19 protein-coding genes are annotated in these 15,705 nt (G+C 40.2%); 8 read left to right on the top strand and 11 right to left on the bottom strand.

Going from position 1 to position 15,705, the window contains the following annotated elements; all coding sequences use genetic code 11:
* Position 1: 1 nt before the first annotated feature.
* The 3 genes from rimI (G7058_RS05020) to tsaB are packed head-to-tail and all read right to left on the bottom strand — an operon-like array spanning position 2 to position 1,759.
* Complete coding sequence (rimI, locus tag G7058_RS05020; protein ID WP_166062530.1) at positions 2 to 460, bottom strand: ribosomal protein S18-alanine N-acetyltransferase; 459 nt, start codon at positions 458 to 460, stop codon at positions 2 to 4.
* The gene (gene rimI, locus G7058_RS05025; protein WP_166062531.1) at positions 460 to 1,050 is read right to left on the bottom strand and encodes a ribosomal protein S18-alanine N-acetyltransferase; all 591 of its coding nucleotides are present in this window, start codon (positions 1,048 to 1,050) and stop codon (positions 460 to 462) included. The genes rimI (G7058_RS05020) and rimI (G7058_RS05025) overlap by 1 nt, the downstream gene beginning before the upstream one ends.
* Positions 1,034 to 1,759 (bottom strand): tRNA (adenosine(37)-N6)-threonylcarbamoyltransferase complex dimerization subunit type 1 TsaB, encoded by a 726-nt coding sequence (tsaB, locus tag G7058_RS05030; RefSeq protein WP_166062532.1) that lies wholly within the window; start codon positions 1,757 to 1,759, stop codon positions 1,034 to 1,036. Before tsaB ends, rimI (G7058_RS05025) begins: the two co-directional genes overlap by 17 nt.
* Before the next feature lie 178 nt (positions 1,760 to 1,937).
* Here tsaB and G7058_RS05035 point away from each other — a divergent pair, with 178 nt between their 5' ends.
* The gene (locus G7058_RS05035; protein WP_166062533.1) at positions 1,938 to 2,141 is read left to right on the top strand and encodes a CsbD family protein; all 204 of its coding nucleotides are present in this window, start codon (positions 1,938 to 1,940) and stop codon (positions 2,139 to 2,141) included.
* Between the two features lie 56 nt (positions 2,142 to 2,197).
* Here G7058_RS05035 and G7058_RS05040 read toward each other — a convergent pair whose 3' ends face one another.
* Positions 2,198 to 3,676, bottom strand: a complete 1,479-nt coding sequence (locus G7058_RS05040; protein WP_166062534.1) for a UDP-glucose--hexose-1-phosphate uridylyltransferase — start codon at positions 3,674 to 3,676, stop codon at positions 2,198 to 2,200.
* A gap of 148 nt (positions 3,677 to 3,824) precedes the next feature.
* Between G7058_RS05040 and G7058_RS05045 the strand changes: the two genes are divergently transcribed.
* Together G7058_RS05045 and G7058_RS05050 are read left to right on the top strand one after the other, a co-directional pair.
* Positions 3,825 to 4,436 (top strand): alpha/beta hydrolase, encoded by a 612-nt coding sequence (locus G7058_RS05045; protein ID WP_166062535.1) that lies wholly within the window; start codon positions 3,825 to 3,827, stop codon positions 4,434 to 4,436.
* Between the two features lie 57 nt (positions 4,437 to 4,493).
* The gene (locus G7058_RS05050) at positions 4,494 to 4,796 is read left to right on the top strand and encodes a DUF896 domain-containing protein (RefSeq protein ID WP_166062536.1); all 303 of its coding nucleotides are present in this window, start codon (positions 4,494 to 4,496) and stop codon (positions 4,794 to 4,796) included.
* Positions 4,797 to 5,099: 303 nt separating this feature from the next.
* On the opposite strand, the gene proS is transcribed toward G7058_RS05050, so the two are convergent.
* Positions 5,100 to 6,539: a proline--tRNA ligase gene (gene proS, locus G7058_RS05055; RefSeq protein ID WP_193567971.1), complete on the bottom strand. Its 1,440-nt coding sequence runs from the start codon at positions 6,537 to 6,539 to the stop codon at positions 5,100 to 5,102.
* Between the two features lie 315 nt (positions 6,540 to 6,854).
* On the bottom strand, positions 6,855 to 7,310 hold the full coding sequence (locus tag G7058_RS05060; RefSeq protein WP_166062538.1) for a hypothetical protein: 456 nt from the start codon (positions 7,308 to 7,310) through the stop codon (positions 6,855 to 6,857).
* Positions 7,311 to 7,473: 163 nt separating this feature from the next.
* Between G7058_RS05060 and G7058_RS05065 the strand changes: the two genes are divergently transcribed.
* A complete protein-coding gene (locus G7058_RS05065; protein WP_166062539.1) occupies positions 7,474 to 7,905 on the top strand; it encodes a universal stress protein in 432 nt (143 codons plus the stop codon).
* A 70-nt stretch (positions 7,906 to 7,975) separates the two neighbouring features.
* Here G7058_RS05065 and G7058_RS05070 read toward each other — a convergent pair whose 3' ends face one another.
* The gene (locus tag G7058_RS05070) at positions 7,976 to 8,251 is read right to left on the bottom strand and encodes a DUF503 domain-containing protein (protein ID WP_166062541.1); all 276 of its coding nucleotides are present in this window, start codon (positions 8,249 to 8,251) and stop codon (positions 7,976 to 7,978) included.
* Between the two features lie 128 nt (positions 8,252 to 8,379).
* Between G7058_RS05070 and G7058_RS05075 the strand changes: the two genes are divergently transcribed.
* Together G7058_RS05075 and G7058_RS05080 are read left to right on the top strand one after the other, a co-directional pair.
* Entirely contained in the window at positions 8,380 to 8,946 is a 567-nt protein-coding gene (locus G7058_RS05075) for a DUF1836 domain-containing protein (RefSeq protein WP_166062542.1), read from the top strand.
* A complete protein-coding gene (locus G7058_RS05080; RefSeq protein ID WP_166062543.1) occupies positions 8,933 to 9,793 on the top strand; it encodes a DegV family protein in 861 nt (286 codons plus the stop codon). Before G7058_RS05075 ends, G7058_RS05080 begins: the two co-directional genes overlap by 14 nt.
* Before the next feature lie 71 nt (positions 9,794 to 9,864).
* On the opposite strand, the gene G7058_RS05085 is transcribed toward G7058_RS05080, so the two are convergent.
* The 4 genes from G7058_RS05085 to G7058_RS05100 all read right to left on the bottom strand — a co-directional run bounded on the left by G7058_RS05085 (position 9,865) and on the right by G7058_RS05100 (position 14,225).
* Complete coding sequence (locus G7058_RS05085) at positions 9,865 to 10,503, bottom strand: SGNH/GDSL hydrolase family protein (protein ID WP_166062544.1); 639 nt, start codon at positions 10,501 to 10,503, stop codon at positions 9,865 to 9,867.
* A gap of 70 nt (positions 10,504 to 10,573) precedes the next feature.
* Entirely contained in the window at positions 10,574 to 10,942 is a 369-nt protein-coding gene (locus G7058_RS05090; protein ID WP_166062545.1) for a YccF domain-containing protein, read from the bottom strand.
* 308 nt (positions 10,943 to 11,250) lie between these two features.
* Positions 11,251 to 13,254 carry a transketolase gene (tkt, locus tag G7058_RS05095; protein WP_166062546.1) on the bottom strand — a complete coding sequence of 668 codons (2,004 nt, stop codon included), beginning with the start codon at positions 13,252 to 13,254 and terminating at the stop codon, positions 11,251 to 11,253.
* Positions 13,255 to 13,316: 62 nt separating this feature from the next.
* Positions 13,317 to 14,225, bottom strand: coding sequence for a Gfo/Idh/MocA family protein (locus G7058_RS05100; protein ID WP_166063717.1), 909 nt, complete (start codon positions 14,223 to 14,225; stop codon positions 13,317 to 13,319).
* Between the two features lie 141 nt (positions 14,226 to 14,366).
* Here G7058_RS05100 and G7058_RS05105 point away from each other — a divergent pair, with 141 nt between their 5' ends.
* A complete protein-coding gene (locus tag G7058_RS05105) occupies positions 14,367 to 14,552 on the top strand; it encodes a DUF4083 domain-containing protein (RefSeq protein ID WP_166062547.1) in 186 nt (61 codons plus the stop codon).
* A 75-nt stretch (positions 14,553 to 14,627) separates the two neighbouring features.
* A complete protein-coding gene (locus G7058_RS05110) occupies positions 14,628 to 15,671 on the top strand; it encodes an aldose epimerase family protein (RefSeq protein ID WP_227004502.1) in 1,044 nt (347 codons plus the stop codon).
* The last annotated feature ends 34 nt before the right edge of the window (positions 15,672 to 15,705 follow it).

A 15,705-nucleotide genomic window follows, 5' to 3' on the forward strand; every position in this document is an offset into this window, starting at 1 on the left:
CTCACTCCTTTCCTAAAGTCAGTTGGAAAATATAAGCATCTTCCACCGGTTGTTCATAATAATTTTTACGTATATCTATTTCGATAAAACCATACTTTTTATAAAGCGCGATTGCAGCTTCGTTGGACACTCGGACTTCGAGGATGAAATTTTCAACACCCTTCTCTTTGCCATACGCCAACAAGCCTTGCAGTAATTTTTCACCAATTCCCTGTCTTTTATGAGAAGATAAAACGGCGAAATTGTTAATGGCCAAAGTCTCAAACATTAAGCTACAGCCGATAAAACCAACTAACGTATCAGCTTCTTCATAACCTAAGTAGACATTATAGATGTTCTCCAAGTCCCTTTCAAATGAAGACAACTTCCAAGTCGTTTCACCGGCATTTGCATCCAAACAGATGGTTAAAATAGCCTCGGCATCCGTTAACGCTAAAACTCTTATATTATCCGAAATCATCATACTTTCGCCAAATTCAGTTTCATATCGACTGCATCTTCACCGTCGCCATGATAGTAGTTGCGTTTAATCCGAATAGCTTTGAAGCCCAACTTATTATAGAGTGCCTGCGCTTTACTATTCGAGATGCGAACTTCCAAAGTGATGCTGGAGACTTTTTCTTCTTTCGCTACTGCTGTCAAAAGTTCCAGCAATAATGAGCCTACGCCCTTACCTTGCCAAGCCGGCGCCACAGCAATGTTTGTTATATGGATATCGGTAATTTCAAAACGACTTCCCAAAAACGCAACCGGTTCGGTTCCATTATAGATTAATAAATATAACGATTTTTGTGATTTGACAATATCATTCTCTAAAGCCACAAATCCCCAAGGCGTCTTCCCTTCATATCCTTGACGTTGAATTTCTAAAATGTCAGAAATATGTGCTCTTTGACCAATCTCTAAGTGTACTTCTTGTCCGTTTGCTAACTCATAGCGTTCCGGGAGATAATCTGTTCGTTTAGAGAAAGAATGTTTACTGTTAAGAATCGGACTTTCCTTTTGGATGGTATCCATCAAAGAATGAAAATGACTAATTAATTCTTTCAACGTAATCACCTTTCTCCTCACCCGCATGGGCTTTTTGCCAATTCTCTTCGGCTTCGGGTTTCTTCAAATATTCTGGAGTAAAGATATGCGCATCGACCGCGACTTCGGTTTCCGCTAGAAAGGCTAGATTCCCAGCTCTTGGTAACCAATCTTGTACCGGAGCAAAGTGAGCACGACTACCGAATATTTCTTGAATACGTTCTTTATAAAGCGGAATATCTTGTCCAATAAACATAAGCGGCTCCGTTTCCTTTTCCAACGATTGAAAAAACACTTCGCTCTCAGCGTGAACGTCCGCCGTTTTAGAGGTTAGTTGTCCCTCTTCTATTTGGTAAACACCTGCATAAATATTTTTTCGTCTTGCATCAATTACCGGAATAATCAATCCTTCAAATGAAAGAGCATTCGAAGCGATGAGTTTTAAACTCGAGACAGGTATAAGTGGCTTCTTCAACGTCCAAGCCAATGTTTTAGCGATTGTTGCGCCAATCCGAACACCCGTATAAGAACCAGGGCCTTTCGAAATGACCACTTGATCCAAATCGGCTGGCTGCCAGTTCGAAGCATTTATCACGGTTTCCACCGCCGGCATCAATTGGGTACTGTGTTGAAGATTACCATTTCGCGTATATTCAGAGACGACCAGCCCGTTTTCAACGGTTGCGACGCTCATCGTCTGGTTAGATGATTCGATGGCTAAAATTTTCAAAATACTTCGTCCTTCCACGTTTTATTACTAACATTATAGCTCACTATGACTTAAAAATCTCACTGCAATTTGATATATACCCTAAGTGTTTTTATTTGCGTTATCTTGGAATTTGCTCAATAATAGTGTTAAGGGAGCTTGAAACCGTTCTCTCAATTATATTTAGGAGGTTATAACAATGGCATTAGATGACAAACTAAAAGGATTGAAAGATCAAGTAGTAGGTAAAGTAAAGGAAGAATACGGTGACGCTACGAACGACAAGTCTAAAGAACTTGAAGGGAAAGCTCAAAAAACAAAAGGTCAGATAACTCAAAAAGTTGAAGAAGGCAAAGACAAAGCGCACGACAAGATTGATGACTGGCAAGATAAAAACAGATAATATTATTATGAAGATAAAAACTCCGGCCCATCTGAGAATGATGAGCCGGAGTTTTTTTATTTAAATTGGTTCATGAAGACGTCGAAGGCTTCTTGCCCCTCTGTTGTATATTTGAAGACACCAGCGTCTTCCAAAACACGTTGGAACTTTTGGCCAACTGCATTTTGTACCACTGTCGTAACATCTGTGTCAGCCTCTTTTTGTTGTTTCAACGTATCAGCCCAATCCTGGTGGTAAGGTGCGATTGTTACCTCTTCGCCTGCGAGATAGCTCTCAACATCAGCTAACTCAGTTTTCAAGCGCGGCGGTAAAATTGCCAGTCCCAATACTTCAATCAAGCCGATATTTTCTTTTTTGATATGTTGTACATCTTGATGCGGATGGAAAACCCCGTCTGGAAATGCTTCTGTCGTCCGGTTATTTCTTAATACAACGTCCAACTCGTAAGCAGAGCCCTTGCGTCGCGCAATCAAAGTAACAGCATTGTGCTTTTCAGTATCAGTAGCAGCCACAATCGCGAGTGCTTCATTGCTGTAACTTTCCCACGCTTGCATTAATTCCGTTCCCGCTTGGATAAGCGCCTGTTTATCATCACTGCGCAAACGCACAACCGACATCGGCCAGTATAGACGTTCTGCAGTAACTTCGGGTTGTGTCTGCCATTGCCACGTATCCAAAACTTTTGCCGACTCCATTGGGAAGGTATGACGACCACCTTGATAATGTTCATGACCTAACATCGAACCGCCCACAATTGGAAGCCCAGCATTTGATCCGACAAAATAATGTGGTAACACCGTTACCAGCTCCAATAAGTTATGAATCGTATGCGTACCCACATTCATCGGAATGTGTTTTTTTGTAAAAATAATACAGTGTTCATTATAGTAAGCGTAGGGTGAATACTGAAAACCCCAATTTTCGCCATGAATAGGGATACGAATAACACGATGATTGGTTCTTCCGGCAATTCCTGGACGGCCGTGATACCCTTCATTCTCTGCACATAATTGGCATTTTGGATATTCGTCCGTAACCTTTTGCGCCTCAAGAATCTCCTGTCTCGTCTTTTCGGGCTTAGAAAGATTAATCGTAATCGACAAATCTCCATAAGGCGATGAAACAGTATATTCTTCATTTTTAGCAATTTGACGTGTTTTAATATAGTCATTGTCACGACAAAGGTGATAGAAATCATCTGTTGCACGCATTGGTGCTTCTTGATAGCTTTCCCAAAATTCTTTGTTAACGGTTGAAGGCAATGGCGTCAACACGTCCATAATTTGCGCTTCAAACTCATCTCTGGCACGCGGAGTATCCGCAATAATTTCTTCTTTAACTGCGTATGCCACCAACTGATCCAAAGAATCCAGTAACTTTGGCAGGGGCAGGGATGGTAGTAACTCAGTATCGAATTTATCCAATTGTAAAAGGTGCAAGAGACGATTCACTGCATAATAATAGTCTAATACATGAATACGATGTTTCGCTGACGCTTTCGTCACGAAATCATGGATAATTTGATCTATGCTCACAGAATACCCTCATTTCTTGATTCATCTATAATATAAGTGTCTCTCATATAATAGCATATATTGTGTTATTTGACTCTATTCCGTATAAATGTTACAATTAGTTCGAATTAGAAATATACAAATTGAATGTATAAAGGAGTACGCAAATATGAACTATGAACACATATATAAACCTGGGGAACCCGGCCATCCGACCTTCTTAGTCTTACATGGTACAGGCGGAACAGAAAAAGACCTTGTGCCTTTAGTAAATTATATTGATTCGAAAGCTGGTATTTTAAGCGTACGAGGAGATGTTTTGGAAAACGGTATGAACCGTTTTTTCCGACGTTTAGCTGAAGGTATTTTTGATAAAGAAGATCTAGAAAAACGCACACATACGCTGTATGATTTCTTGCAGTCAGCGAGCGAAAACTACAAATTTGACAAAACGAATGTCATTGCTTTAGGATATTCAAATGGTGCAAACATCGCGGCGAGTATGTTATACTTCTACGAAGATGCCTTTAAAGGGGCTATTCTTCACCATCCGATGACACCGTTTGAAGAGCGTGAAATGAAAACAAGCGATGCTTTACCTGTTTTTATTGGCGCTGGTAACAATGACCCAATCTGTCCACCGGAAAATACACGTTTACTAATTTCTCAATTGGAGAATGTTGGAAGTAATGTTACTACCGAATGGGGTAACGCAGGTCATTCCTTGACTCAAAACGAGTTGGACGCTGCCAAAAATTGGTACAATAAACAATTTAGCTAGACCAACTACTCACTTCCTTTCTCCAACCTATATTATAGAATGAAAGGAACATACTTAATGGATAAACTACTACAACGTATTAATGAATTAGCTAGAAAATCAAAAACAGAAATCGGCTTAACGGCGGAAGAAAAAGCAGAACAAAAAGACTTGCGCCAACAATACATCCAAAACTTCCGCGGCACATTCAACGAGATTCTATTGAACTCGACTGTTTATGACCCAGAAGGAACGGACGTAACGCCCGAAAAACTGAAAAAAGTGCAACGTCAAGCGAACCTGGAGAAAGCACAAGAAATCTTGGCTAGCCGTAACATAACCTTTCTAGAAGATGGAACGATTGCTAGAAAAGAAGACTAAACCGATACAAAAAGCAGCGCGGAAAATTCCGACGCTGCTTTTTTGATGTTATTTTAGACTTGATATGCTTTCTCAAAAAAGCAGACCCAAAGTCACTTCACATAAAGGCGCGGCGGCTTGCAGCCACCTTGCGCTTTTATGTTCCAGTGATTCGGGTCTTAACGCTTTTTTTCACACTCTCTTTTAAACCTGTTCAAAAAAGCAGACCCAAAGTCACTTCACATAAAAAGCGCGGTGGCTTGTTGCCACCTTGCGCTTTTATGTTCCAGTGATTCGGGTCTTAACGCTTTTTTTCACACTCTCTTAGTAAGCGCGTGCTAACCAAACGGTATGTTTGGCAGGTTTTCCAGTCACGATACATGTTGTTTTTTCAACTTCTGGGTTGAAAGGAATGTTACGTGTTGTGAATCCTGTTTCTTCTTTAATTTTCGCTTCTGTTTCTTCGGTACCATCCCAACCAGCTAGAACAAATCCAGGTGTCTCGCCTGCAGCACGTTTTGTTGCAATATGCTCTTTCAATTCATCCAATGTGTCGATATGTGTGTATTCATGTTCTTTACGGTTACTGCGAGCTGTTTCAAGTAGACGTACTTGCATTTCAGCTAACGCGGTTTGCACGTATTCAACAATACCATCTAAACTAATTGGTTCTTTGTCATCCAAATCACGCATTTTAACCATCACTTGGTTATTTTCCATATCACGCGGTCCGAATTCAACACGCATTGGAACGCCACGAAGTTCCCACTCATTGAACTTGAATCCTGGTGAGTTATCGCTATCATCAATCAATGCACGAATGCCTGCTTTGCGTAAATCTTTCAATAATACTTCCAAACGCTCAACAATTTCTGGTTTTTTCTTCCATGGACCAACTGGGACTAAAACAACTTGGTTGGCTGCAACTGCTGGAGGCAATACAAGCCCTTGCTCGTCACCGTGAACCATGATTGTTGCACCGATTAGACGTGTAGAAACACCCCATGATGTTGTATGAGCCAGAACATGTTCATTGTCGCGGTTCAAATATTTAATATCAAAAGCTTCCGCGAATTTTGTGCCCATGTAATGAGAAGTACCTGCTTGCACAGCTTTTCCATCTTTCATCATTGCTTCAACAGAGTATGTATCTACTGCTCCGGCAAAACGTTCAGATGGCGTTTTTTGACCTTCATAAACAGGAACTGCCAAGACACTCTCGATTACTTCTTTATAAACGTTCAACATTTTCATTGTCCGTTCACGTGCGGATTCTTCATCTTCATGTGCCGTATGGCCTTCTTGCCATAGGAACTCTGATGTACGCAAGAATGGTAATGTTTTCTTTTCCCAACGGAAGACGTTCGCCCATTGGTTAATTTCCATTGGCAGGTCACGGTAAGAATTAATCCAGTCACTAAATGCTGTCCCAATCATCGTTTCAGAAGTTGGGCGCAATGCCAAACGTTCTTCTAGTTTTTCGCCAGCCGCTTCTGTTACCCATGGCAATTCTGGTGAGAAACCTTCGATATGGTCTTTTTCTTTCGTGAAAAATGACTCTGGAATTAGCATTGGGAAATAAGCATTTCGAATGCCCTCTTCTTTAAATTTGCCGTTAAATGCTTCTTGGATATGCTCCCAAATCTCATAACCGTCCGGCTTAAAAATCATACAGCCACGAACTGGTGAATAATCCATCAAGTCCGCTTGCTTAATCGTTTGGATATACCAAGCCGAAAAATCTTCTTTTTGTAAGTTACTCATAATCATTCTCCTTCTTTTTTTCTAAAAAAAATAAGCATACTCATCCTTCTAATAAGGACGAAATACACTTTATTCCGCGGTACCACCTTGTTTGGCTTTAAAATGAAAGCCCCACTCTATCTTGATAACGGCAGATAGCCGATCATACTGCGGATAATCCCGATGGTAGGTTCAATATAACAGCAGGTACTTTTCTCACAGCCACGGAAAAGCTCTCTTTAACCCTGTTCTTATTTACTAGTCCAGTTTGTATGCATTCCTATTGTAAGGGAAAAAGCTCTTGAATTCAACCTTACTTTCAAGAGCTTTCCGTGTTTATTCGATTGTTTTGGTTGCGACTTTTGCTTCCAGTGCCATTGCCCCGTCCATAAAAGCTGGGATATTGTCTTTGTGCCAACGCATTCCCATAGCTACTTTACTTATCTTGACTGTCAACTCTTGCTCATCTCCGGTGAAAGTTACACTATTCATCATCCGGCCTTTCTTACACTGCACATCCACTAGTTCCCCATGCGGAATAAAGATAGGTTCTATTTTTTTATCTATTTTTCCTGTTAATTTATTCAGTGGTACTAAGACCACACGCTCTTTTTCTAACCCCATCACATAATAAGCGCCATTTATCAGCGTTGCATAAGCGCCGAATAACAAAAATTGCCCCGTTGAAGGCATAACCTGTGCGTACACGAGTGTCTCTTGCAACTCAGGAGTCAGGAGGTTAAAAGCTGCTAAATGTTCGTGAACTTCTTCGATTTTTAATATTAAACCCATTTTCCTCGCCCCCTATTCTTTTTTCAAGTGTACTAAAATCATCAAAAAATTGCGAAAGATAACCCCTGCCAAAAGAGAAAACACTTTCATTTCTCAAGTGTTTACGTTAAAATCAAAGTAGGTCAACAGCTAATTTTCACAAAAAGAAAGGGAGTTGGAGAGTATGAGAAGCGATTACAAAAACATTTTGGTGCCGGTGGATGGGTCTGAACAAGCAGAGCAATCTTTTAAAACAGCGGTAGAAATTGCAAAACGTAATAATGCAAAACTGCATATTTTATATGTGCTGGACACTCGAAACGTAAGCCTATCCCCTGAATATCAACCTGTTACTACTGGCATGACAGATCACGTTGAAAAACAATTCGTCCAAGAAATGGTCAAATATGCAACTGAAGCAGGTGTGGAAACGCAAGAAACAATCACAAACGGAAACCCTTTAACGTTAATCGCAGAAGCTTTCCCTAAAGAGTATGACATCGACCTCATTATTGTAGGTGCTACGGGTAAAGGCGCTATTACACGTGCATTAGTGGGATCCGTCTCGCAGTATGTCGTGAAGCATGCACCATGTGACGTTTTGGTGGCGCGCTAAACAAGTAAAATATGTAAATAATTAAGGGTCGGGAATTTTTCCGGCCCTCTTTTTGACATTTAATAGCGTTTCAATGTTCTTGAATATCAAAGATTTCAATTTCATAACGTGCTTCGATTTCTTCAATAACAGCATCCAGCGTCTGTTGGGCAATAAGTTGAGAACTGCTCGTAATAGCAATTCCAATTTTGGAAACATTCAACATATCTTGCTCGCCCACTTCCGCAATACTGACGTTATAACGGTTATGAATTCGTTTGATAAGTGATTTAACTGTGCTGCGTTTATCTTTTAAAGAGTAAGAGTCGTAGATTTTAAATGAAAGTACACGATTAATAAAAAACATTTAATTTGCTCCATTCTGATTATTTATAATTGACCTTTTCTTTAAGTGTTGTTACAGTTATCTAGTAACGAAGAACGTTTCATCTAGTTATTGAAACCAGATAGCCGAAAGAGGTGATTTCTCTGGAAATGAAAGACCTTTTACAGATTCGACAAGATTTATTAGAAGTGAAGTTCCTCCGTTGGGATGATTTACCTGACTTTGGAATTTATAGTGACCAAGTGCTCACTATCGTGGAAACGCAGCTCTCTTTCTTGCATTTGCCGGAAAATGAACTGTCTATTACGCCCGCAATGATTAATAATTATGTAAAAAATGGTATTCTAGACCGTCCGATTAAAAGGAAATACTATAAGCCTCATATTGCTAAGCTTATCGTTATTTCGATACTCAAACAAGTTTTGCCGCTCAGCGATATTCAAAAAGGAATCGAATTACAAATTGAATTACAAGGCGTTGAAAGAGCCTATGACACTTTTTGTGAAACGCTCGAGGAATCATTGCAACTCGTAGCAACGATTCGAAAAGATCAGAATGAACAGCCTCATTTCAGCAACATGCATCCAGACAATCTAGCTTTAAGTATGGTTACTTTATCGGTTGTCTCGAAGCTGTTCACACAACTCATTCTTTCATATAACGGTGTTAGTAATATGATAAAAAACGAAGGGAACGATTCGAATGAAAAACAATAAAGTCGCAATATTAGTCGATTCTTGTAACGATATCTCCGAAGAATTAACACAGAAATATGGCTTTTACACTATGCCATTGGTTATCAACTATAAAGACCGTTCTTATAAAGATCGCGTAGACATCACACCTCAAGAAGTTTATGATTCTTTTAAGGTTGAAATCCCTAAAACAAGCCTTCCTTTACGAAGTGACATTGATGCTTTACTTGACCAAATTAAGGCAGATGGTTATGACAATATTATTGCATCCATTATTTCCAGTGGTCTAAGTGGCACGTACCAATCCATGCATTTGATTGCGGATGATCGTGATGATTTAAATATCGAAGTAATTAATACCTTAAACATCGGTATTGGCTCCGGATTCGTTGGGATTTATGCAGCGGAACTATTGGAACAAGGTTTGGATTTCGATACTGTTGTCGACAAAACTCGTGAGGCAGTTTCCAATTCATCCGTTATCTTTGGTTTAGAGACCCTCGAATACCTAATGAAAGGCGGACGTATTGGAAAAGTCTCCGGTATTTTAGGAAGCGCGTTGAAGATCAAACCTATTATTTCCTGTAACACAGATGGTATTTACGATACAATCGCAAAAGTACGCGGACGTAAACAGAGCATTAATAAGATGATGGAAATCGCACGCGCTAAAGTTGGCAATCACAAGAATTACTATATCGCTTTGTGCCATGGTGATGCTTTGGATGAGATGTTGCAAATGAAAGAAGAATTGAAGGATCTTATTTCCAACGCCAAAATTTATTCTGAAGGACAAATTTCCCCTGTTCTTGGTGTCCATACTGGACCTGGGCTACTGGGAATTGGCGTCATGATTTTAGAAGACTAATAAATAATCCCTCGCACTGTTTGTATGAAGATACGGGCAGCGTGAGGGATTTTTCTTTTCTACAGTGAATATTAGTTGTTTTCAACCATTGAAACCCAGGCTTTTGCAATTGCTCTGTGTCCTGCCGGAGTCGGATGAACACCGTCTGTTCCAGTCAATGTTTGCTCTCCAACATCCTTCGCCTGTTGATTCAGTAAGGTATCTAATCGAATATAGTCAACAGCGAATTCATGGGCTAATCTTTCGATAATTCTGCGTCGTAAATCTAAATCATAGCGCCAGTCTTTGCGATCGATTGGATAATGGAGAACAAAGGGTTCCAAGATAACGATTTGAGCATGCGTCTGTTCTTTGGTTTGCTCAAGAATCTTACGGTATCTCGCTTCAAATCGTCGAAGCACTTCTTCATCGCCAAAACTTGGCGTCCCTACTCGGTGCCATGTATCATTAATACCAATCAGTATGGATACGATATCCGGTTTTAGATTGATACAATCTTTTTGCCATCTCTCTTCTAAATTATGAATCTTATTTCCACTAATACCACGGTTTAACACTGTTAGCTTCAGTTCGGGGTAAAGTGCTTCGAGCATTCCCGCCACCATTTTTGGATAACCATTCCCCAAATCATATGAACATCGCCGTTTGCGACCCGCATCCGTCACACTGTCGCCAATAAATAAAATGCGGTCTGACTCACTTAATAGCATTTCCCATCACCTATTTACATTTTTAGTTTTATTATAAACAAAAAAGCAGGCCGAAGGAATATTCAGCCTGTTACTTTATGCGGTAGATTTCTGCTCCAAAAGGCATTAATGCCAACTTCGCGTGTTTGAAATGTTGAAGTCCAAAAGGAATTCCGACAATTGTTAAACAGAATATGATTCCCATTATCGCTTCCTCGGTAGCCATAATCAGCCCACCCAAAAGCATCCAAATAACATTTATAACGAGCGAGACACCTGAATTGCTAAAACGTATTTCTTTTCCGAACGGAGCTGCTCCCATTTTTGCAAATTTGAAACACTGTATTCCAATAGGCAGGCCTACAATCGTGATTGACCATAGAACGCCTACGACCATCCATGAAATCCAACTAATGAAGCCACCTAATACAAACCAAATAATATTTCCTAAAAAAGTCATAGCCATCACCTTTCTTTATAGATTCATTATAGGCTATGCCAGTTTAAGTATCATCCGTCTTAATACTGATTTTGAAAATTCAACCGAATTTAGCTAGTCTGCACAACCTTGTGGGTTTTCTTCAAGTTTGTGCAGACTTTATTGAATAGTCCGCACAAGAACGGGATTTTTTCCAAACTTGTGCAGACTATTGCCAATACTCTGCACAAAACAAGAGATTTTCCCAAAGTTGTGCAGACTTTCCACACTTCTTGCTAAATACAAAAAAAGCACAAAACCAGAAAACTAGTTTTGTGCTTTTCGTTTAATTATTTTTGGAATTTTGCAACGTAAGCATCGACAACTTGATCAGCTGTGAAGCCTAGTTTAGATGTTACAGTTCCGCCAGGACCACTTGCTCCCCAACGATCGATTCCGTAAGCAAAACCATCCAAGCCTACGTAACGTTCCCAGCCAAATGTCGCTGCCATCTCGATAGACATACGTGTACGCACATCGTTTGGTAAGACAGACTCTTTATATGCTGCATCTTGTTGTTCAAATGCATGCATGTTTGGCATAGAAACTACTGAAACATCAATGCCTTTTTCTTTCAATTGTTTTTGTGCTTCGATTGCTAAGGAAACTTCAGAACCTGTTGCAATCAAGATACCTTCAGGTTTTTCACCTTGTTGTGGTGAAAGCACATATGCACCTTTACGAACGCCGTCGTGTGCATTTTCTTTTGTACCTTCTAGAACAGCCAAGTTTTGGCGGCTCAATACTAATAATGTTGGTGTGTCTTTAGACTCAACCGCAACTTTCCATGCAGCCGATACTTCGTTTCCATCAGCTGGACGGATAACGTTTGTATTTGGCATACCACGGTAGCTTGATAAATGCTCTACAGGTTCGTGTGTCGGGCCATCTTCTCCAACTGCAACAGAGTCATGTGTTAGAACATAAATTGTTGGCAATTCAGATATAGCTGCTAGACGAATCGCTGCACGCAAGTAATCTGAGAATACGAAGAATGTACCAGCATAAGTCGTTGTACCACCATGTAAGGCAATACCGTTCATTGCTGCTGCCATCGCGAACTCACGCACTCCGTACCAAATGTTACGTCCTGCGTAGTTTGTTGCGTCGAAATCTTCAGCTTCTTTGTTCATTGTGTTGTTTGATGATGAAAGGTCAGCAGAGCCTCCCCAGAAGTTCGGCAATGTTTTACCGATGGCTTGGATTGCTTCTTGGCTTGTTACACGCGTTGCTTTTTCAGCGTCGCCTACTTCGTAAACTGGTAAAGCTTCTTGCCAGTTTTCTGGTAATTTGCCAGCATATGCATCTTCAAATTGTTGTGCTAGTTCAGGATGAGCTGCACGGTATTCTTCGAACAATGCTTTCCATGCGTCTTCTTGCTTTTGACCATTGTCTTGAATAGTTGTAGCAAAACGTTCTGCAACTTCAGCAGGAACTGTAAATGATTCATGCTCCCATTGGTAGTTTTGTTTTGCGAACATTACGCCTTCTTCTCCAAGTGGTGCGCCATGCACTTTACTTGTTCCAGCGTTTTCTGCTCCAAAACCGATAACTGTTTTAATCTCGATTAAGGTTGGTTTGTCTGTTTCTTTTTTAGCTTCTTCAATCGCATCGTTGATAGCGCCTAAGTCGTTACCATCTTCAACGAGAATATGTTGCCAGCCGTATGCTTCGAAACGGCCTTTTACATCTTCACTAAATGATTTGTCCAGTGGACCATCTAAAGAAATGTCGTTTGAATCATATAAACCAATGAGTTTACCTAATTTTAAGTGACCAGCCAAACTTGCTGATTCGTGTGAGATACCTTCCATCAAATCGCCGTCACCACATAAGAAGTATGTATGGTGGTCAACAACGTCAAAGTTGTCGCGATTATATGTTGCTGCTAAGTGAGCCTCAGCCATCGCCATACCGACAGCGTTTGCAAAACCTTGGCCTAAAGGACCGGTTGTTGCTTCAACACCATCTGTGTAATGTACTTCTGGATGTCCAGGTGTTTTACTTTCGTATTGACGGAAGTTTTTCAAATCTTCCATGCTTACATCGTAACCTGCTAAGTGAAGTAAGCTGTACAGTAACGCGGAACCGTGTCCTGCAGAAAGTACGAAACGATCACGGTCTACCCATAAACTGTTCTTTGGGTTCGTTTTTAAGTGCTTTGTCCAAAGTGTGTATGCCATCGGTGCGGCACCCATCGGTAATCCTGGATGTCCTGAATTCGCTTTTTGGACAGCGTCGATACTTAACGTACGGACGGTATTAACTGCTAATGCATCAATCTTGTCAAACATAGTTTTCCTCCTTGATACTCATACTGTCTATTATTTTACCCTAAAAAGCATCTGAATGATACTCAAAATGCATGATTCTCTTGTATAATTTTTTCACAGAGTTCATGCGTCGCTTCAGAACTGGCTAAACTGACAGGGTTTTCACCAGAAACGATGCCCGAAATAAATTGCGCGATTAACGGAGCAAATCCGCGTTTTTCCAATGTGCCTTCCCAATCGCCAAAGCTTTCAACCGTCGTATGCATGCGATTTAAGATTTCTAACTCTGTCAAATCAGTGACACGGTGAATGCCGGCCAACGATTGTACTTCGATTTTCTCTTGCTTAGCTCCTGCTTCGTAGTTCATCGAAACAATAGCAGAAGTGTTCTTTGTTTCTAGATTAAGCCAAATGCGTTTTAATTTGCCATCATCCTGAACAATGTGTGAGTGTGATGACACAATCGGGTCGTCTAACAAGAACAACGCCGTATCCAGAATATGAATAAATAAATCATAAATGGCAAAACGCACTTCTTCGTCATTGTTAACGCGATCCTTTTGAATAAAAATCATTTTTTTATCCGGAATTGCTTTTAGTTTCTCAACCATGGGTGCAAAGCGGCGATTAAAGCCAACCGTCAATAAGAGATTTTTCTCTTTTGCCAAAGCGAGTAACTCTTTTGTTTCCTCTAAATCTTCACTGACTGGCTTATCCACATAAACATGGATGCCGTTATTCAATAAAAACTTTATTGTTTCATAATGGACGTGCGTCGCATTGTGTACAAAGGCTGCTTCGATTCCCTGACCTTTCAGCGCGGTTATATTCTCATGCGTATTCAAAAATCCGTAAGCTTGGCTTACTTCCTGACGCACGTTTTCATTTCGTGTAACCAGATGCCACTCAATATCTTTACGCATCTGCGCCATTACTGGCAAATAAGCTTTTTGTGCGATGTTACCAATACCGATAACTGCTATTTTTAACATACTCACTTATCACATCCTTTTTTTGTTTTATTGTATCATTCTTTTCCAGAACAACAGTCTGTTTTCTTGTACGAATACAACATGTATATATGCTAAGATGTAAATATAATACAAAAAAATGGTTATTGGAGGGATTTTTCTATGGATGCATTAGGTTTTTTTACAGTTTTTTGGCAATTGTTTAACCTTAGTTTCATTGTCCTTATTGTATTTTTAATCGTTTCGTTTTTTCGTTCTAACCGGAAACGTGCCGAACAACTCGAACGAATCGAAGATAAAATTGATTATCTAATCACTCAATTAGATGGGAAAACACCTCTCAACTAGTCTACATTTTGCGTTTCCTATACGCAATGAAAACTGTTACAATATGAGCAATGAGCTTTGAAAGGAGATATTAATTTGAAAATTACAGAACGTGTTTTTGGAAAATTGAACGACAAAGATGTTATGGCGATTACCTTGGAAAATAAATCAGGTGCTTCCATCACCGCAACGACTTTTGGGGCAACTCTTTTGGAATGGTCTGCTCCTGACAAAAATGGTAACTTCGCAAACATTACCATTGGTTTGGACAACTTGGATGATTACGTGAATAACCGTCCCTTCTATGGTGCAACTATTGGTCGCGTTGCTGGTCGAATTGCAGATGGTAAGTTCGAGTTGAATGGAAAAAAATACCAACTCGCACAAAATAATAACGGGAATCATTTGCACGGTGGCGTTGACGGCTTAGACACAAAAGTGTGGGATTACAAAGTTGAAGAGGAAGAAACTGAGGCGCGTATTATCTTCACCTACGAAGACCCAGCAGAGTCAAATGACTATCCTGGCGCTCTCTCGGTTACAGTCATCTATACGTTTAACGATGAGAACGAGTGGAAGATTACTTACAAAGCAACAACCGATGCGTCAACACTTTACAACCCTACCAACCATGTTTACTTTAACTTGAATGGTGACATGGAAGGAACAATTTTGGAGCATGATCTCTATGTAAATGCCGAAAAATTTGTCGAGTTGAATGCCAATACCATTCCAACAGGGAATAAAGTAGCGGTAGATGGAACGCCATTTGATTTCCGCACACCAACGCAAACGAAACAAGCAACAGAATCAGACCATCCTCAAACAAAAGCCGTTTCCGGATTGGATCACCCATTCGTATTGAATGCAGGAGAAAATGATATCAGTGCTTCTATCTCTGATCAAAAGAGCGGCCGTCGCATTGAGATGACAACAACAGAACCAATCGTGGTTGTGTTTATGCACAATGGTCCAAGCGGTTTTGAATATAAAGGGAAGAACTTCCCGGCATATGTAGGTATTACTTTGGAATCACAAGGTTATCCGGATGCCATTAACCATGACAATTTCGGGAACACAATTCTAAATCCTGGTGAAACATATCTTTCAGAAACCGTTTATAAATTCAGCGTTGAGTAAAAATAAAAAGCCACAACTGTTTACGAAAAAAACA

The organism is Jeotgalibaca porci (assembly GCF_011299095.1).
Taxonomy (GTDB): Bacteria; Bacillota; Bacilli; order Lactobacillales; family Aerococcaceae; genus Jeotgalibaca; species Jeotgalibaca porci.